The sequence below is a fragment of the Marinactinospora thermotolerans DSM 45154 genome (assembly GCF_900167435.1).
Classification (GTDB): domain Bacteria; phylum Actinomycetota; class Actinomycetes; order Streptosporangiales; family Streptosporangiaceae; genus Marinactinospora; species Marinactinospora thermotolerans.
On the sequence record NZ_FUWS01000007.1, the window covers coordinates 168,871 to 186,337 of the forward strand.

General features: G+C 70.9%; 19 protein-coding genes. 6 read left to right on the forward strand and 13 right to left on the reverse strand.

Going from position 1 to position 17,467, the window contains the following annotated elements:
- Positions 1–125: 125 nt before the first annotated feature.
- The 4 genes from B5D66_RS14230 to B5D66_RS14245 are packed head-to-tail and all read left to right on the forward strand — an operon-like array spanning position 126 to position 4,505.
- The gene (locus B5D66_RS14230; RefSeq protein ID WP_078762213.1) at positions 126–1,385 is read left to right on the forward strand and encodes an ABC transporter substrate-binding protein; all 1,260 of its coding nucleotides are present in this window, start codon (positions 126–128) and stop codon (positions 1,383–1,385) included.
- Positions 1,382–2,272 (forward strand): carbohydrate ABC transporter permease, encoded by an 891-nt coding sequence (locus B5D66_RS14235; RefSeq protein WP_078762214.1) that lies wholly within the window; start codon positions 1,382–1,384, stop codon positions 2,270–2,272. The genes B5D66_RS14230 and B5D66_RS14235 overlap by 4 nt, the downstream gene beginning before the upstream one ends.
- Complete coding sequence (locus B5D66_RS14240) at positions 2,269–3,132, forward strand: carbohydrate ABC transporter permease (RefSeq protein ID WP_078762215.1); 864 nt, start codon at positions 2,269–2,271, stop codon at positions 3,130–3,132. The genes B5D66_RS14235 and B5D66_RS14240 overlap by 4 nt, the downstream gene beginning before the upstream one ends.
- Positions 3,133–3,173: 41 nt before the next feature.
- Positions 3,174–4,505 carry a Gfo/Idh/MocA family protein gene (locus tag B5D66_RS14245; RefSeq protein WP_078762216.1) on the forward strand — a complete coding sequence of 444 codons (1,332 nt, stop codon included), beginning with the start codon at positions 3,174–3,176 and terminating at the stop codon, positions 4,503–4,505.
- Positions 4,506–4,519: 14 nt separating this feature from the next.
- Here B5D66_RS14245 and B5D66_RS14250 read toward each other — a convergent pair whose 3' ends face one another.
- The 10 genes from B5D66_RS14250 to B5D66_RS14295 form a co-directional block, all read right to left on the reverse strand.
- Positions 4,520–5,116, reverse strand: a complete 597-nt coding sequence (locus B5D66_RS14250) for a CbiQ family ECF transporter T component (RefSeq protein WP_078762217.1) — start codon at positions 5,114–5,116, stop codon at positions 4,520–4,522.
- Positions 5,113–5,796: an energy-coupling factor ABC transporter ATP-binding protein gene (locus B5D66_RS14255; RefSeq protein WP_078762218.1), complete on the reverse strand. Its 684-nt coding sequence runs from the start codon at positions 5,794–5,796 to the stop codon at positions 5,113–5,115. Before B5D66_RS14255 ends, B5D66_RS14250 begins: the two co-directional genes overlap by 4 nt.
- Before the next feature lie 61 nt (positions 5,797–5,857).
- Positions 5,858–6,472, reverse strand: a complete 615-nt coding sequence (locus B5D66_RS14260; RefSeq protein WP_235000995.1) for a biotin transporter BioY — start codon at positions 6,470–6,472, stop codon at positions 5,858–5,860.
- Between the two features lie 154 nt (positions 6,473–6,626).
- Positions 6,627–7,688 carry a lactonase family protein gene (locus B5D66_RS14265; protein WP_078762219.1) on the reverse strand — a complete coding sequence of 354 codons (1,062 nt, stop codon included), beginning with the start codon at positions 7,686–7,688 and terminating at the stop codon, positions 6,627–6,629.
- 126 nt (positions 7,689–7,814) lie between these two features.
- The gene (locus B5D66_RS14270; protein WP_078762220.1) at positions 7,815–8,549 is read right to left on the reverse strand and encodes a thioesterase II family protein; all 735 of its coding nucleotides are present in this window, start codon (positions 8,547–8,549) and stop codon (positions 7,815–7,817) included.
- A 206-nt stretch (positions 8,550–8,755) separates the two neighbouring features.
- On the reverse strand, positions 8,756–9,316 hold the full coding sequence (locus tag B5D66_RS14275) for a GTP-binding protein (protein WP_078762221.1): 561 nt from the start codon (positions 9,314–9,316) through the stop codon (positions 8,756–8,758).
- Between the two features lie 13 nt (positions 9,317–9,329).
- A complete protein-coding gene (locus B5D66_RS14280; protein ID WP_078762222.1) occupies positions 9,330–9,692 on the reverse strand; it encodes a DUF742 domain-containing protein in 363 nt (120 codons plus the stop codon).
- A gap of 53 nt (positions 9,693–9,745) precedes the next feature.
- Complete coding sequence (locus B5D66_RS14285; RefSeq protein WP_078762355.1) at positions 9,746–10,171, reverse strand: roadblock/LC7 domain-containing protein; 426 nt, start codon at positions 10,169–10,171, stop codon at positions 9,746–9,748.
- A gap of 115 nt (positions 10,172–10,286) precedes the next feature.
- Positions 10,287–11,516: a sensor histidine kinase gene (locus tag B5D66_RS14290; protein ID WP_078762223.1), complete on the reverse strand. Its 1,230-nt coding sequence runs from the start codon at positions 11,514–11,516 to the stop codon at positions 10,287–10,289.
- A gap of 805 nt (positions 11,517–12,321) precedes the next feature.
- The gene (locus B5D66_RS14295; RefSeq protein ID WP_078762224.1) at positions 12,322–12,783 is read right to left on the reverse strand and encodes a DUF6098 family protein; all 462 of its coding nucleotides are present in this window, start codon (positions 12,781–12,783) and stop codon (positions 12,322–12,324) included.
- Positions 12,784–12,914: 131 nt separating this feature from the next.
- Here B5D66_RS14295 and B5D66_RS14300 point away from each other — a divergent pair, with 131 nt between their 5' ends.
- The gene (locus B5D66_RS14300) at positions 12,915–13,760 is read left to right on the forward strand and encodes an SDR family oxidoreductase (RefSeq protein ID WP_235000996.1); all 846 of its coding nucleotides are present in this window, start codon (positions 12,915–12,917) and stop codon (positions 13,758–13,760) included.
- Between the two features lie 12 nt (positions 13,761–13,772).
- On the opposite strand, the gene B5D66_RS14305 is transcribed toward B5D66_RS14300, so the two are convergent.
- The 3 genes from B5D66_RS14305 to B5D66_RS14315 form a co-directional block, all read right to left on the reverse strand.
- On the reverse strand, positions 13,773–14,267 hold the full coding sequence (locus B5D66_RS14305) for a metallophosphoesterase family protein (protein ID WP_078762226.1): 495 nt from the start codon (positions 14,265–14,267) through the stop codon (positions 13,773–13,775).
- A gap of 364 nt (positions 14,268–14,631) precedes the next feature.
- Positions 14,632–15,429 (reverse strand): ABC transporter permease, encoded by a 798-nt coding sequence (locus B5D66_RS14310; protein WP_078762227.1) that lies wholly within the window; start codon positions 15,427–15,429, stop codon positions 14,632–14,634.
- On the reverse strand, positions 15,426–16,382 hold the full coding sequence (locus tag B5D66_RS14315) for an ATP-binding cassette domain-containing protein (protein WP_144390128.1): 957 nt from the start codon (positions 16,380–16,382) through the stop codon (positions 15,426–15,428). Before B5D66_RS14315 ends, B5D66_RS14310 begins: the two co-directional genes overlap by 4 nt.
- Positions 16,383–16,482: 100 nt before the next feature.
- Here B5D66_RS14315 and B5D66_RS14320 point away from each other — a divergent pair, with 100 nt between their 5' ends.
- Complete coding sequence (locus B5D66_RS14320) at positions 16,483–17,253, forward strand: TetR/AcrR family transcriptional regulator (RefSeq protein ID WP_078762228.1); 771 nt, start codon at positions 16,483–16,485, stop codon at positions 17,251–17,253.
- The last annotated feature ends 214 nt before the right edge of the window (positions 17,254–17,467 follow it).

Below are 17,467 nucleotides of genomic sequence, written 5' to 3' on the forward strand. Positions count from 1 at the left end.
GACGATCCGCCCCCACCCCGGACGGCCACGACGCGGGCGCGGATCGTGATTGACATCGCCTGATCCGCACTGTTCCATGAGCGCAACGCCTAGGCAGGAGCCGTCGAGCGAATGTGGGGGTCCGCATGCGCAGACCTGGTCCCGGCCCGTTCTCCCGAGCGATCGCCCTCGCGGTGTGTCTGGTCCTTGGTTCCACCGCCTGCTCGGGTAGCCTCCCCGGCGACCAGGACGAAGCGGTGGTCACCTTCGCGGCCACCCGTGCCAGCGGCGGCGACCTCGGCGCGCTGGTCGAGCGCTACAACCAGGAGAACCCGGACGCGCCGGTACGCTACGTCCCGCTGTCGGCCGAGGCCGACGAACAGCGGACCGCGATGGTCCAGGACCTCCAGGCCCGCACCGGCCTGTACGACGTCTTGTACCTGGACGCGGTGTGGACGGCGGAGTTCGCGGCCCGTGGCTGGCTGGAGCCCCTGGAGGAGGAACGGTTCGCCGGGCCGGGGATCCTCGCCGCGGCGACCGAGACCGGCCGCTGGAACGGACGGCTGTACGCCGCGCCGTTCGCGACCGGCACCGGCCTGCTGTTCTACCGGACCGACCTGCTCGACTCGCCCCCGCGCACCTGGGCGGAGCTCATCGACGCCTGCGCGATCGCCGAGCGCAACGACATGGACTGCTACGCCGGCCAGTACATGCGCTACGAGGGCATCACCGTCGCCCTGGTCGAGGCGGTGGCCTCCGCCGGGGGCGAGGTCATCACCCCACAGGGCGAGGTCGTCGTGGACTCCCCCGAGGGCCGCGAGGGACTGGGCTTCCTCGTCGAGGCCATGGCCGACGGTCACATCCCCCAGGCCGCGCTCACCTACAACGAGGACATGACCCGCCTGGCCTTCCAACGCGGCGACCTGCTGTTCATGCGCAACTGGGCGTTCGCCTACCCCCTGATGAACTCCCCCGGGGAGGAGTCGGTCGTCCAGGGCCGTTTCGACGCCGCGCCCCTGCCGGGCCCCGACGGGCCGGGCACCGGCACGCTCGGCGGCAACAACCTGGCCCTGTCGGTCCATAGCGACCACAAGGACGAGGCGTTGCGCTTCATCGAGTTCATGCAGAGCGAGGAGGTCATGCGCGACTGGCTCGCCGACACCAGCACCCCCATGGCCCGCGACGCGCTGTTCGAGGACCCCGCCCTCCTCGAGGAGGCCCCCTACCTCGCGGCGGTGCGCGAGGGCATGGACAACGTCAGCCCCCGCCCGGTGACGGCCCGCTACAACGACGTGACCAACGCGATCCAGAAGTCCGCCTACGCCGCGATGACCGGTGAGATGACGGTGGACGAGGCCGTCACCACCATGCAGGAAGAACTGGAGAGGGCGGTGCGTGGCACATGATCGGTGACACGGAGCGGCGCGACGAGCGCCGGCTGGCGACCCTGCTGCTGATCCCGACCCTCATCGCGCTCAGCCTCGTCGTCGTCTACCCGATCCTCTCGGCGATCGCGCGCTCGTTCTTCGACGACCCCATCGGTCGCTCCCCCACGTTCGTCGGGTTCGACAACTACGCCCAGGCGCTCTTCGGCTACGACCGCGAGGACTTCTGGGCCGCGGTGGGCAACACCCTGTTCTTCACCGTGGTGAGCGTGGCCATCGAGACGCTGCTCGGGCTGCTCATGGCCCTGGTGATGCACCGGGCGTTTCGCGGGCGCGGCATCGTGCGCGCCTCCGTGCTGCTGCCCTGGGCCCTGCCGACGGCGGTCAGCGCGGTCATGTGGGGGTGGATGCTCCAGCCCGACGGTGTCGTGAACGCGGTGCTGGGCACCGAGATCGTGTGGGGTGGCAGCGAGTGGCCGGCGAAGTGGTCGATCATCTTCGCCGAGGTGTGGAAGACCGCGCCGTTCGTCGCCCTGCTCATCCTGGCCGGTCTGCAGACCATCCCACCGCACCTGTACGAGGCCGCGGCGCTCGACGGGGCCTCGGCCTGGCGGCGCTTCACCTCGGTGACGCTGCCCCTGGTCAAACCCGCCATCGTGGTGGCGGTGCTGTTCCGGGTGCTGGACGCGCTGCGGATGTACGACCTCCCCCAGATCCTCACCGGGGGCGCGAACAACACCGAGACGCTGTCGACCCTGGTCGTGCGTACCGCGACCGGTGAGCTGAAGCAGGGGTACGGCGGCGCGCTGTCCACGCTGACGTTCCTGTTCGTCTTCCTGTGCGCGTTCCTCCTCATCCGGCTCCTGGGGACGAACGTGTTCGCCGGCGTCAAGGAGGCGGCCAGATGAGGACGGCAACGACGGGACGGCCGCGGCAGCGGCGCCGATGGGGGTGGGAGAACTGGGTGATCGGCGCGGGCATCGCGCTGCTCCTGCTCTACTGTCTCGCCCCGTTCTACTGGATGGTGGTCTCCAGCCTGAAGGGTCCCGGCGAGATCGCGTCGAACTCGCTGTGGCCGCGCGACCCCACCCTCGTCAACTACCGGGGGGTGCTCGGGGGGCGCGACCACTTCGGCTACGCCGTGCGCAACAGCGTCGTCATCGCGGTGACGACGACCCTGCTGGCGATGGTCATCGCGGTGTTCTCCGGCTACGCGCTCGCCCGGCTGCGCTTTCGCGGCCGCAATCTCGTGCTCGCGCTCATCCTCGCCTGTTCGATGTTCCCCGGCGTGGCGATCGTGACCCCCCTGTACCAGTTGTTCGCCGATTGGGGCTGGATCGACGAGTACCAGGCCATGATCGTGCCGAACATCAGCTTCGCCCTGCCCCTGGCCATCTTCGTGCTGACCACCTTCTTCCGCGAGATGCCCTGGGAGCTGGAGGAGGCCGCGCGGGTGGACGGGTGCGGGCCGTTCGGGGCGTTCGGCAGGATCATCCTGCCGTTGGCGGCGCCGGGTGTGGTGACGACCGGGCTGCTGGTGTTCTTCGCCGCCTGGAACGAGTACCTGATCTCCAGCGTCGTGTCGATCACGCTCGCCTCCAACCCGGTGACGGTCGCGATCGCCAAGTTCGCGGGGGACAGTGAGTTCCAACAGCCCTTCGGCTCGCAGATGGCGGCCGGCGTCATCGTGACGCTCCCGCTGGTCGTGCTGGTGCTGCTGTTTCAACGACGCATCGTCAAGGGCCTGTCCGCGGGCGGATTCCGCTGATCGCGGAACGCCGGGGAGTCGGGTCGGAAGGAGAGGAGACCATGTCGCCGGTTCGGGTGCTCATCGTCGGCGCGGGTTCACGGGGCGGCGGCTACGCCGAGTGGATCCGGCGCCACCCCGAGGTCGCGCGGGTCGTGGCGGTCGCCGAACCGCGGGCGGCCTACCGCGAACCGCTCGCCGACGCGCACGGCGTCGCCGCCGGCCTGCGCTTCACCGATTGGCGCGAGGTGGCCGCCCTGCCCCGCCTGGCCGACGTCGCGCTGGTGTGCACGCTCGACGACGCGCACGTGGAGCCCGCGGTGGCGCTGGCCGACCGCGGATACCACCTGTTGGTGGAGAAGCCGCTCGCGCAGACCAGGGCCGACTGTGAGGCGATCGTCACCGCGGCGCGGCGCAACGGGGTCCTGCTCGGAGTGTGTCACGTGCTGCGCTACGCACCCTACACCCGGATGGTCAAGCAGATCGTGGAGTCGGGGCGCATCGGCGAGATCGTCAGCGTCGACCACGTCGAACCGGTCGGGTTCTGGCACCAGGCCCACTCCTACGTGCGCGGTAACTGGCGGCGCGCCGCCGACACCGCGCCGATGCTGATGGCTAAGTCCTGCCACGACCTCGACTGGCTGCGCCACGTCATCGGCCGTGACGCCGTGGCCGTGTCCTCCTTCGGGCGCCTGCGCCACTTCCGTCCCGACCAGGCGCCCCCTGGTGCCGGGGAACGCTGCCTGGACTGCGCGGTGGAGGCCACCTGCCCCTACTCGGCCCCGCGCATCTATGGGCGGTTCCTGGCCGAGGGACGGACGGGCTGGCCTCTGGACGTCCTCACGCCGCGACCGACCGTGGAGAGTGTCACCGAGGCGCTGCGCACCGGTCCCTACGGGCGCTGCGTCTACCACTGCGACAACGATGTGGTCGACCACCAGGTGGTGGCGCTGGAGTTCACCGGGGGCGTGACCGCGACGTTCACCATGACCGCCTTCAACCGGGCCCGTCCGCGCGAGACGACCCTGTTCGGCACCCACGGCGAGCTGTTCTGCGACGGCGAGCGCATCACCGTGTACGACTTCCTCAGCGACTCCGCCGAGACGATCGAGGTGGCCGCGGCCAACGACGGCCTGATCGACTCCGGGCACGGCGGCGGCGACGGCGGTCTGCTGGCCTCCTTCCTGCCCGCGGTCGCCGCGGGCGACCCCGCGCTGGTCGCCACCAGCGGGGAGGACGCGCTCCGTTCCCACCTGCTGGTGTTCGCGGCGGAGCAGGCCCGTCTGGAGGGGCGCGTGGTCCGCCTGGACACCCCCGAATGGTCCTCTCCCGTCCTCGACGGCGAGCGGTCCCCCGCCCCGGGTCCCTCCGCCGGCCTCGCCCCGCCGAGGTAGCGGGCGGGCTCCGCTCAGTCGAGGCCCCGCGCGCTCATCGCCTCCCCCAGGGCCTCGGCCGAGCGGACCATGCCGACCACGACCGGCACCACCAGGCGGTGTGGTCGCGGCCGGATGCCTCGGGCCAGACACGCCTCTCGGGCGCCCCGCCAGGCCGCGGCCACCATCGGGACGCAGCGGACGGTGAGCGCGAGCACCAGGGCCGCCCAGTCGGGCCGGACCCCGACGAGGCGCAGGGGACGGGCGAGCCGTTCGAACAGCGCCAGCATCTCGGCGACCCGGGTGGTGAGGGTGACGAGGCCGGCGGCCAGCACGGCGGCCGCCAGCCGGGCGCACACCCCCAGCGCGACCTGCGGGCCGGCGGTCACCGCCTGGAAGAGGGCGATCAGCGCGAGGAAGGGGAGCAGCGGACGCAGCACCCCCCACAGGTGGTGCGAGGGCAGGCCGCACAGTGGGTAGAGCGCGGCCGCGACGAGCGCCGCGACCGCCGCGCCCACCGGTGGCAGGAGCACCACCACGGTCACCACCGCGAGCAGCAGGGCCAGCTTCACCCCGGCCGGCGCGCGATGGAGCGGGGTCCGGCCGGGGACGTAGAGACCGAGCGAGGTCACGACCGCCGGTCCATGAGGCCGACGTAGAAGTCGACGGCCTCGCCGGGATCGCCGTCGAACACGATCCGCCCCTCGTCCATGACCAGCACCCGGTCGAACCCGTCGAGGACGTCGAGGTGGTGGGTGAGCAGGATGACCTGCTGCGGCAACCCGCGCAGGATCTGCTCGACGACGCGCACGTTGCGCAGGTCCAGCAGTGTGGTGGGCTCGTCGCAGACGAGGACGTCGGGCTCGGTGACCAGCACCGAGGCCAACGCCAGCATCTGCTTTTGGCCGCCGGAGAGCAGGTGCGCGGGGTGGTCGCGGTGGTCGGCCAGCCCGTGGCGGGCCAGCACGGCGTCGACGCGCTTTCGGATCTCGGCCCGGTCCAGCCCGCTGCCCCGCAGGCCGATCTCCACGTCCTCGGCGACCGTGGGCATGATGATCTGGGTGTCGGCGTCGGAGAACACGAACCCGACCCTGCGTCGGATCGCCCGCGCGTCGGTCCGGGTGTCGAGGCCGTCGACGCTGACCCGTCCCGAGTCGGGGACGACGAGCCCGTTGAGCGTGCGCGCCAGCGTGGACTTCCCGGAACCGTTCGCGCCGATCAGCCCGATCCGGTGCTCGGACAACTCGACCGAGATGTCGCACAGCACGCGACGGCCCTCATAGGCGTGCGTCACGTTCTCCAGGCGGATCATGGGATGTCTCTTCCGTTCCTTGCGGCCCGTGGGGTGAAGGGCGTCGTGCCGGCGCGGCGGGTCACCGGGGGCGCGTCGGTGCCGGCTCCTCGACCCGCCGGCCCGCCGGCGGGATCGGGTAGGAACGGTACACCCCGGCCGCGATGAGTGACGCGACGACCGCCTTGGCGAGGTCGCCGGGCAGGAACCACACCACCCCGGTCATGACGGCGAGCAGCCCGTCGCCCAGGACCATCGCGCTCCAGGGCACCCCGACCAGGTAGACCACGCCGATACCGCCGACGATGTTGGCGAGGATCCCCCACCACAGCCGGTAGCGGGGCAGGGTGCGGCCCACCAGCAGCCCGATGACCAGGGCGCCGAGGATCCAGCCGATCATGTAGCCCCCGGTGGGGCCGTAGAACGGGGCGATGCCTCCCCGCCCGCCGGGCAGGAGGGGCAGCCCCGCCACGACGAGGACGAGGAATGTCACGACGGCGAGCGTGCCCCTCTTGGCGCCGAGCAGACTGGGGGCCAGCATGACGCCGAGCGTCTGGAGGGTGATCGGCACCGGGCCGACCGGTATGGCGATCGGCATGCTCAACACGGCGAGCAGCGCGGCGAACAGGGCGACGAGGGCCGCGTCACGCGCGGTGAAGCCCCGGTATCGGGGTCGGCTCACAGGGGTCTGGCTCATGTCCGTCCTCGTCTTCGCGCCTGGTCGGTGATGGGGTGACGCGCTCATTGTCGTCCACTTCCGTCACCGTGCGCGGATGCGGACAGCCACAGCATTTTCAACCGGAATTTGTTGAAAGTGGCTAATGGCCGTCCGCGTTCCGAGGCGGTCCCGGCTAGCGCGGCGTCGCGGGAAGGACGCAGACCGGGTCGGGCAGACCGAATCGGTGGCCGGTGTCGGTGGGAATCCCCGTCTCGGGGTCCACCCGCAGCACCGACAGTTCCCCGGACTGCTGACCGCCCACCACGAGGTACCCGTCGGCCTGGGCGAAGTGGCGGGGCCAGCGCACCCCCACCGGGGTCTCGGCCAGCGGATGCGGCACCCCGGTGTCGGGGTCGATCCGAAACGTCGCGATCGTGTCGGCTCCCCGGTTGGAGACGTGGAGGAGAGCTCCATCGTGCGTCAGCGCGATCTCGGCGGGATAGTTGCGCTCCCCCTCGACCGAGGTCGCCGGGAGGTCGGCGATCCGTTCCGCGGTGGCCGTGGCGCCGTTCCAGCGGAGCACGTGGACACGGGAGTCGAGCTCGCCGGCGACGTAGAGGTGACCGGAGGAGCCGACCGCGACGTGGCGCGGCCCCGTCCCGGGCGCGAGCCGGGCTGCGACCGTGGGCTCCCCCAACGGGTCGGCGGCATCGGGGTCGAAGGGCAGGGCGCGCAGTTCGTCGGTGCCGAGGTCGGCCACGAGCAGGTGCCGGCCGTCCGGCGCGAGCACGACGCTGTGGGCGTGCGGCCCCTCCTGGCGGTCCGCGTCCGGGCCCGATCCGACCGCCGTGACGACCTCGACGGCCGGCTGTGGCGCGCCGTCCGGGCCGATCGGGTGCACCGAGACCACCCCGTCGGCGTAGTTGGCCGTGATGACGTGCCGGCCGGCGGGGTGGACGAGGAGGTGACAGGGCGAGCCGCCCCCCGTGGGGGCCTCTCCCAGAAGGCGGAGTTCCTCCCCCTCGACGGCGAAGCCGCAGACACCCCCGTCGGGACGCTCGTTCACCGCGTACAGATACGGCAGTGTGGGATGGGCGGCCAGGAAGGAGGGGTTGTCGGTCCGCCCCGCGGCCTGTCCGCCCGACAGCTCTCCGGTCCGGGGGTCCAGCCACACGCGGTGGACACCCGAACCGTCCCCGGCCGGGTCGCAACCGGGGGTGTAGGTACCGATCCACAGGAGTCGACGCTCGGCCATGACCGTCCGTTCTGATCGGGGTGATCGCCTGGTGGCCGGACCGCCCGGCCGCCAGGCCACCCTAGGGCTCCGGGCGCGGAAGCGGAACCGCGCCGCGATCGGCGTGGCGTCCGCGTCGGGTCCGTCTCAGCCGGTGCCGGTCCTGACGGCATCGAACAGCAGGGGCAGTTCGTCCGGACCGGGGAAGTGCCCACCGGGGATGGTCAGCTCCGTGAACGGGCCGCTGGTGTGCTCACCCCAGGCGCGCAGCCCCTCCTCCGTGATGACGGGATCGTCGACGCCTCCGATCGCGGTCAGCGGAACGCTCAGCCTGCTCCCCGGCTCCCAGCGGTAGTGGGTGTGCAGGGTGAAGTCCTCGCTCATGGTGCGGCCGACGAGTTCGAGCATCTCCGGCTCGGCGAGCACCTCCGCGGGCACGCCCCCATAGCGCGCGGCCACCGCCCGGGCCAGTTCGACCGGATCGGTGGGAAGCTCGTAGTGGAGCCTGACGTGGGGGGCGACCCGGCCGCTCACGACGAGGCGCGTGACCTCGCGCCCGCGCCGGTCGAGTTCGCGCGCCGTCTCATAGGCCATGAGCGTGCCCAGGCTGTGCCCGTAGACCGTGATGTCGCCCTCGAAGCCCATCAGGGCGTCGGCGAACCGCTCCACCAGCACACGCCAGCGCCGCTCGGGCTCGTTGTCGAGCTCGCGGCCGCGGATGCTGGCGCCCCATACCTGGAAGTGGGAGCCCAGCGGGGCGGCCCAGGACCGGTAGACGTAGTCCGGGGCCCCCGCGTGGGGGAAGCAGACGAGGTGCCGAGACCGCGGAGTCCCTCCGGTGAACCTGCGGAGCATGCCCTCGGCCTCGATGTGCGTTCTCACCGGCTTCCTCTCCTCGTCATAGGGACCATCGCGCCGCGGCGCGGTCGAAGATCGCCCCGACGCTAGCCCCGCGGGACCGCGCTTGGCAAAGGCCGCTGTTTTTCGGACGCTGCGCCGACCGGAAAGCGTCAGCACATATGATCCCGGCCACGGCGGTCCCGTGTTCCCGGAGAAGGACGGCCCGCGCCCGAGGGCGCGGGCCGGACTCAGCCTACGAGTTCACTCTGGGAGCCGCTGTTGGCCAGCGCGTGCACCAGAAGCTCCTTGAGAACGTGCCCGGCCGACGAGCGGTCCCGCGCGTCGAAGTCGATGATCGGCACGTTGTCGCTGATCTCCAGCGCCTCGCGGATCTCCTCGCCCGTGTAGTTCAACTGGCCGTCGAACTTGTTCAGGGCGACGATGTAGGGGATGCGCTGCTGCTGTTCGAAGTAGTCGATCGCGTCGAAGCAGTCGGCCAGACGACGAGGGTCGACCACGACGACGGCGCCGACGGCACCACGCACCAGGTCGTCCCACATGAACCAGAAACGGGCCTGGCCTGGCGTGCCGAACATGTACAGGATCAGTTCCTCATCGAGGGTGATCCGGCCGAAGTCCATGGCGACGGTGGTGGTGACCTTCTGCGGAACCGCGGTGGTGTCGTCGTGGACGACACTGGCCTCGGTCATGACCGCCTCGGTGGTCACCGGCTCGATCTCGGAGACCGAGCCGACCAGGGTCGTCTTACCCGCGCCGAATCCTCCCGCGATGACGATCTTGGTCGACATCTTGGAGAAGGTGTCACTGGAAGAGTCGTTCGAGACCACGGAGCGCCCTCTCGAGAACCTGGTTTTCCGACGGACTGTGTCCGGTGATGGTGGGATGGATGTAGACGAGGCCCTGATCCGCCAGATCGCTCAGCAGAACCTGGGTGACGCCCAACGGGATCTTCAGCTCCGCCGAGATCTCGGCGACCGAGCGTGTCTCGCGGCAGAGCAGCAGTATCCGTTCCGACTCCGGCATCAGGTTCCGCGGCGGGTCGATCGACGGATCTGCGGTGGAGATCAGCGTCTGAACCATGAGGGGATGCCGCGATCGCGTCCGTCCACCCGTGAAGGTGTAGGGACGGATGCGGGAGCCCCTTCTTCTCCTGCGGTAGCTCATTGCTGTGGCAACCTCTTCGTGAGTTACGCTCCGGCGGGCCAGAGCTACCCGGGTCAGCGGGCGATGACTTCGCGGAGCTCGGAACGCAGCTGCGGCGTCAGCACGTGACCTGCATTCTCCACGAGAAGGGTCATCTGGTAGGCGACGATCTTCATCTCCGCGTCGGCCGAGGTCAAGACGGCCAGGCAGGAACCGTCACTGATCGACATGACGAACAGATGACCGCGCCGCATGCGCACGATGAGCTGTTCGCACTCGCCCTTGCCGAACAGTCGGGCACCACCCTCGGCGAGGCTCTGCAGGCCGCTGGCGATCGCGCTGAGCTGTTCGGCGTGCTCCTCCGGGAAGTCACGCGAGGAAGTCAGCAGCAGTCCGTCAGAGGAGACCACGACGGCGTGCTCGACTCCGGGAACGTCCTTCACGAAGTTGGAGATGAGCCAGGTGAAGTTCTCCGCGTTCTCACTCAACCCGTTAGTCATGTGCATCCAGCTTCTCGTTAGTTCGTCGGGGGTCGCGATGGCGCGCTCCAGGGACGGGTGGCGATCGGTGGTGCGGGGCCGACCGCCACCCGGTCACTCCTTGGAGCACGTCCGGCTATTCGTCCTTCTCGTCCTTCGTGGCCGCGCGTTCGCCCTCGAGGAAGCCGTCGAGGTCGGCGCGAATACGCTCGGCCCTGCTGGCGGCGTCCTCCGGCGGGGTCTCCCCGGAAGAGGCGTCATCCGTCTGGGCGAGAGTGGGCATCGGCGTGGTGGTGCGATTGGCGCTGCGCCGGGGCAGACCTGCCGCGGTGAGCCCGGACGACGATCCCGCCGCCGGGCCGGAAGCCGGGGATGCAGAGGTGGGCACGGTTGCGGGGGTGGGTCGGGGGGCGGGGGGGCTCTGGACGACGGAGCGCGGGGGCTCGGCGGCCGCCTTGGGCGTCGAAGAGTGACGCAGGAGCGTGTCGGGCACGATCACGTGGGCGCTGACACCGCGGAAGGAGCGCGCCTCCAGTTGCACGCGCAGGTCGTGACGCTGGGCGATGCGACTGACCACGTACAGGCCCATGTGCTTGATGACGCGCTCGTCCATGACCGGGGCGCCGCTCAGGCGGTCGTTGAGGTCGGCGAGCTGGCTCTCGGGGATGCCGATGCCCTCGTCCTCGACGGTGATGAGCAGACGCTCGTCGGCCATCTCCTGGGCGCTGATGACGACCTGGGCGTGGTCGGGGGACTTCGCGGTGGCGTTGTCCAGCAGCTCGGCGAGCAGGTGGCTGATGTCGTCGGCGGCGGTGCCGGACAGGGCGCGCTCGGGGAACTTGCCGATGCGGACCCGCTCGTAGTCGCTGATCTCGGAGATGGCCGCGCGGGCCACGTCCAGCAGCGGAACCGGCTCCATGTGGGGGTCGCCGGTGTCCTGTCCGGCCAGTACGAGGAGGTTCTCCCCGTTGCGGCGCATGCGGGTGGCGAGGTTGTCGATCCGGAAGAGCTGTTCCAGCAGGTCCGGGTCCTCGGTCTTGGTCTCGAGCTCCTCGACGATGTCGAGCAGCGACTCGACCAGTGTGAGATCGCGGATGGCCATGTTGGCCAGCGTGACCGTGAGGAGCTCGCGCTCCCTGTCGACCGCGTCTGCCTGGATGACGGCCGCCGTCGGCTCCTGGAGGGCGGGGCTCGCCGGCGGGAGGGACTCCTCACCGGATGTGGCCGGCTCCTCGGAGGCGGCGGGCCTGTCGGCCGGCTGGGGAGCGGGGGCGGGGACAGGACGCGGTCGGGCCAGCCCGAACCACTCCAGCACCCTCCGAACTCCGCGCCCCACCGGCCTCGACGTCTCCTCTGTGCTCATCATGTGCGCCAGTGGGTGGTCAGCACGATCGGCCGATGATGGCGCCTGTGCCACAGCACATCTCCTCAGTAGACGGGATTGACCAATGACTACGAGCCCGACGGGCGTGTCCGACCGTCCGGTCTACACGCCGTGGCATCCGCGCGCGACCGTGTCCGTGACACGTGTACGCCGAGCAGGGCTCGCGGATGGCCGAGGTTTCCAGGGCTCGTGGCGGGCGTCCGGCTTCGACCGCCGACCGGTCTGACGCAGGGCGGCCGGAGGGCACAACCGATCACATGGCACAGCTTCGCGCAGAGCCAACGGATCGCCACCAAAACCACCAAAACGTCACCGAATCGTCAGGCAGATTAGCACAGCGCACCCAACCGGACGCTCGCCCGAAGGTGCGCGGCAGACACCCGAAAAGCGCCCTTCACCCACTCCCCTCTTCTTCCGTGCCGTTTTCCGGATCACCGACCGACCTTAGCCCTTTCCCCGCCACCAAGAGGGCGAATTCCCTCACTCCCTCTCGTTTTCCACTCCGCCGAGCGGGAGGGGCGTGCGAAACCGTGCAGGCACGGGGCTCACTCCCCGCCTTCCCCTCCCCACCCATCTCGGGAGGCAGTGTGACACACGCAACGAAAAGAGAGGACTTATGCCCCTTTTTGTCCTTTTCGAATTCCACGTGTCACGCCTCAGGAAGGGAAAGCCGAAAACCCGGCAGCCCCCTCCACGGCTTTTCCTGGAAGGGGTGGACCTGGCATGCCGGAATTCACCACTTCACCTGCGCCTTCCCGTCCGTCGCTCCCGCCGCGCGGGGCTCGGGTCAATCATCGTCGCTTCGGCCTGTGGAGTCACGGCCCACGTCGAACCGCTCCTCGTAGCGGGCGCGCGCCTGCCGCACCGCCTCGTCGCCGACCCAGGCGACCGGCGTGACATCGACGAGCAGCGGCTCGTGGTCGGGTCCGTGCCCCACGACCCGTCCGCGCAACACCCAGGCCCGACGGGACTCCCCCTGTTCGGCGAGGTCGACGTACTTGCAGACCTGGCGCGCCACCCAGTCGGCCAACGGACGTTCCCACCAGTCCTCGGCGCTCAGCACGGTCACCGACAGCCCCGGCAACTCCAGCCCGCTCTCGTAGTCCTTGCTCGGCCCCTCGCCATCACGCTGGGGCCCCTGCGAGTAGCGCAGGTAGAGACCGTGGTCGCGTTCCACCAGTGACGTCAGCTCATCGAGCCCCTCCACCACCGGAAGGTCCTCGTAGGCGCGTTCCCTGTCCCGTTCCATGTCCGCCGCGGCTACCCGCGGGGAGCCGGGGCATGCCAACGGCAGCCGGACACACGGGGTGTAGCCGTCCGAGCGGCGGGCAGACGCCCAGGACGACCGGCCATCCCGGCTCAGACGAGGAGGACACCCAATTGTCCGAGAACACACCCCTCCAGGCGGCGGAGAGCGCGAGCGGGACTTTCGGCGACTACGACCGCGTCGCGATCGTCACCGGCGGTGACAGCGGGATCGGCAGGGCGACGGTGGTCGCCCTGGCCGAGCGCGGCTTCGACGTGGGACTGACCTACCACGAGGACGAGGAGGGCGCCCGCGGCGCGGCTGAGGAGGTGCGCGCGGCCGGGCGGACGGCCGCCGTGCGCCGGCACGACCTGAGGGATCCCCAGACCGCGGCCGGCGTCGTGGAGGAACTGATCGCGGAGCTCGGCGGCGTGGGCGTCCTCGTCAACAACGCCGGCGTCGGCACGCAACAGCCGCTCCTCGACATCGACTACGCGCAATGGCGGGACACGCTCGCCGTGGACCTCGACGGCCCCTTCCTGTGCGCGCGCGCCGCCGGACGCCACATGGTGGCCCAGGGGCGCGGTGGGCGCATCGTCAACGTGACGAGCGTGCACGAGGCCTATCCGCGCGTGGGCGCCGGCCCCTACTGCGCGGCCAAGGGCGGGCTGCGGATGCTCACGCGCACCCTCGCGCTGGAGCTGAGCGCGCACGGGATCACCGCCAACGCGGTCGCCCCCGGCGAGATCGCCACCCCGATGACCGGGCAGCACGAGCAGCCCCCGGTGTCCGGTTCGCGGGGCGGCTACCCGTTGGGGCGCCCCGGCGACGCTCGCGAGGTGGCGTCGGTCATCGCCTTCCTGGCCGGCCCGGAATCCTCCTATGTGACCGGTGCGACCGTGTTCGTCGACGGGGGCATGACCATGATGGGCCCGCAGGCCTCCGGAGCGCTGGAGACCGGGGAGTGGCGGGCCGGGTAGGGGCGGCCCGTCTCAGTCCAGGGCGTGCAGCTCGACGTCGGTGAGCGCGCCGTCGGCGGCCCGGGCGGTGAGGTAGGTGTGGTGCGGCTGCCGGCGCCGGTCCGTGGGCGATCCGGGGTTGAGCAACCGCAGCCCATTGGGCGCGGTGGAGTCCCACGGGATGTGGGAGTGGCCGAACACGAGCACGTCGGTGTCGGGGAAACGCCCGGCGCAGCGCTTCTCCCGGCCACGCGCCGGCCCGGTCTCGTGGACCACCGCGAAGCGCACCCCGCCGAGTTCGGCCCGGGCGACCTCGGGAAGGCGGTGGCGAAGGGGCGGGCCGTCGTTGTTGCCGTAGACGGCGAGGAGTCGGGGCGCCCGCCTTTCCAGGGCGTCCAGCGAGGCCAGGTCGCACCAGTCGCCGGCGTGGATGACGACGTCGCAGCGATCCACCTCCTCCCACACGCGAGCGGGCAGGTCACGGGCGCGCCGTGGGATGTGGGTGTCGGACAGGATCAGCAGTCGCATACCCCTCTCCCTTCCCCTCTGGCCGGCCACGACCCGAAGGCCCTCAGCCGGATGAGTCGAGTCCTCGGGGTCGTTTCCGTCCCTTATCTCCGCTCCGGCTCCGAAGGGGCGCGGTGGACGACGTCGAGATCGCAGAGCCGGAGGCCATAGGGGCGCGGGAGGCTCCCGGCCGAACGCGGACGCCGCCCCGCCCTGTTCCATCGGGCGAGGCGGCGGGCGGATGGCGGGTGCCGCCCGCGCACCGGGCGGCGTCGAGGAGGAGCGGGGGATCGAGGTCCGCGGCGCCGGCCTGGCGCCTTGCCGGTCTCCTGGCCGTGGCCGGTCGATCAGCGGTGTCGCAAACCCCCGAATCCGCCGTCGTGGGTCAGCGGGCGGTCCTGCGCTCGAACAGCCGTTGTGCCACGACCATGGCGACCACGAGGATGCCGACGCACCAGGCGAGGGCGACCAGCGCCTGGTCTCCGGCGGTCCCCTGCATCATCAGGGCGCGGACGGTCTCGGTGATCGGGGTGATCGGCTGATGCTCGGAGAAGGCCCGCAGCACGGCGGGCATGGTCTCGGGCGGCACGAACGCGCTGCTCAGGTAGGGCAGGAAAAGGACGAAGAAGCTGAATCCGCTGGCCCCATCGGCGCTGCGGGCCACCAGGCCCAAGCAGACCGAGACCCAGGAGACCGCGAGGACGTAGAGCAGGACCAGACCGATCACCGCGCCCCAGTCCAGGAGCCCGGCCTCGGGGCGGAACCCCACGAGCAGGGCGGTGAGCAGGACGAGGAAGGTGGCGAACAGGTTGCGCGCCAGGCTGGCCAGAACGTGGCCGACGAGGACGGCCGATCGGGTGATGGGCATCGAGCGGAAGCGGTCGATGACGCCATTGGTCATGTCGTTGTGGACGCTGACGGCGGTGATGGCCGCACCGTATCCGGCGCAGAGCAGGACCACCCCGGGAACGACGTAGTCGATGTAGTCGCCATCGGTCCGGATGGCGCCACCGAACACGTAGACGAACAGGAGGAGCAGCAGGATCGGAAGCAGCACCCCGATGAGCAGGGAGTCCGGGGCGCGCAGGACGCGGCGCAGGCTACGGCCGGTCATCGTGGCGGAGTCGGCGAAGGCGCGCGCGATCCTCGGGGCGGGCGCCCGGGGAGGGGATTGGACGGTCATCGGTGGATCTCCTCGGGCTGGGTCTGGTGACCGGTCAGGGTGAGGAACACGTCGTCGAGGGTCGGTTTGCGCAGGACCAGCCGGTCGATGACGGCGTCATGGCGGTCCAGGCGGTCCAGGAGCGACTTGATCTGTCCGACGCTGCCGTCGGCGTCGACGGTCAGCAGGAGTTCCTCGGGTGCGGGATGGACCCCGGCCCCCGCCAGGACGGCGGCGGCCTGGCGGTAGTCGTCCTCGGTGGCGAAGCGCAGCTCGACGCACTCTCCGGGGGCACCGCGCTTGAGTTCGTCGGGGGTCCCCTCGGCGACGACCCGGCCGCCGTCGATGACGGCGATCCGGTCGGCGAGTCGGTCGGCCTCCTCCAGGTACTGCGTGGTCAGCAGCACGGTGACCCCCTCGCGGGTGAGTTCGGTGACGGCCGCCCACATCTCCTGCCTGCTGCGGGGGTCCAGTCCGGTGGTGGGTTCGTCGAGGAAGAGGACGGTGGGACGGGTGACGAGGCCGGCCGCGAGGTCGAGCCTGCGGCGCATCCCCCCGGAGTAGGTCGCGACCCGGCGCCGCGCCGCGCCGCCCAGTCCGAACCGGTCGAGCAGCTCGTGAGCCCGGGTCCGGGCGCCGGCGCGGCCCAATCCGCCCAGACGCCCCATCATCACCAGGTTCTCCTCGCCGGTGAGGAGCTCATCGACGGCCGCGTACTGCCCGGTCAGGCTGATCGCGCCGCGCACCCGGTCCGCTTCGCGCACGACGTCGAACCCGGCGACCTTCGCCCGGCCGGCGTCGGGCGGGATGAGGGTCGACAGGATCCGCACCATGGTGGTCTTACCCGCGCCGTTGGGTCCCAGCAGCGCGTAGACCGTCCCTGCGGTGACGTCCAGGTCGACGCCTCGGAGTACGGCGGTTCGGCCGAACGCCTTCTCCAGTCCGGCCACGTGGATGCTCGCGTCGTCGGTCACGCGCCCACCCCCTTCTATGTGTATGGCGTACACGCAATGTGTATCTTATACACATCGTTAGGATGGCGGGTCAAGGACGGATGGGGGGTGGACGGTGGCCATGCAGGGCGACACCGGCGAGAACGGCGATTCGCTGCCCCCTTTCCTGGAGACCCTCTGGGGACTGCGCGCCCCCTCGCGCCGGTCCCGTCCCGCCCTCTCCCTGGGGCGCATCGTCGGGGCGGCCATCGAGATCGCCGACGGCGACGGCCTGGGCGCCGTCTCCATGGGGCGCGTCGCCGAACGGCTGGGCTTCACCACCATGGCGCTGTACCGGCACGTCCGCGGCAAGGACGAGCTCCTCGCCGCGATGCTCGACTCCGCCATCGGCGCTCCCCCCGACCTGTCCGGCCGGGACGGCTGGCGTAGCGGCCTGGAGGAGTGGGCGCGGGCCCAGTTCGCGGTGCTCCAGCGCCATCCCTGGATCCCCCAGGTCCCGCTCAGCGGCCCACCGCTGACCCCGAACGCGCTGGCCTGGCTGGACGCGGGCCTGGCCTGCCTGGCGGAGACCCGCCTGCACGAGGCGGAGAAGATCGCCGTGATGATGCTGCTGGACGGGCACGTCCGCCGCGAGGCGAAGACCGTGCAGGAACTCCAGCAGAGCGGGTGGCAGACCGGCGCGGCGGCGACGGCCTCCTATGGGCGGACGCTGGCCCGGCTGGTCACCCCCGAGGACTTCCCGGCCCTGCGCGCCGCCCTCGACTCCGGCGTCTTCGGCGCCGACCTGGAGGGCTACACCTCCAGCGACGTCGCCTTCGGCCTGCGCCTGCTGCTCGACGGGGTCGAACAGCTCGTCCGCTCACGCGACACCGCCTTCCCCACGGGGGGTTGACACCACACGGCCCCCCGGTAAGGTGCTGCACCGTGCCCGCGGAGGAGGCTCCGACACGGCGGCCTGACGCTCCGTTTCCACGGTGGGCCTCGCGACAGGGCGAAGGCCCGCGGCCGGTCTCCTTCTGATCCCCGCTCCCGCTTCCCACGCGCTCGAAGGCGCGCCCGCGGAGCGCGTGGACACTTTCACCGATGCGCATGACGACGGCGAGGAC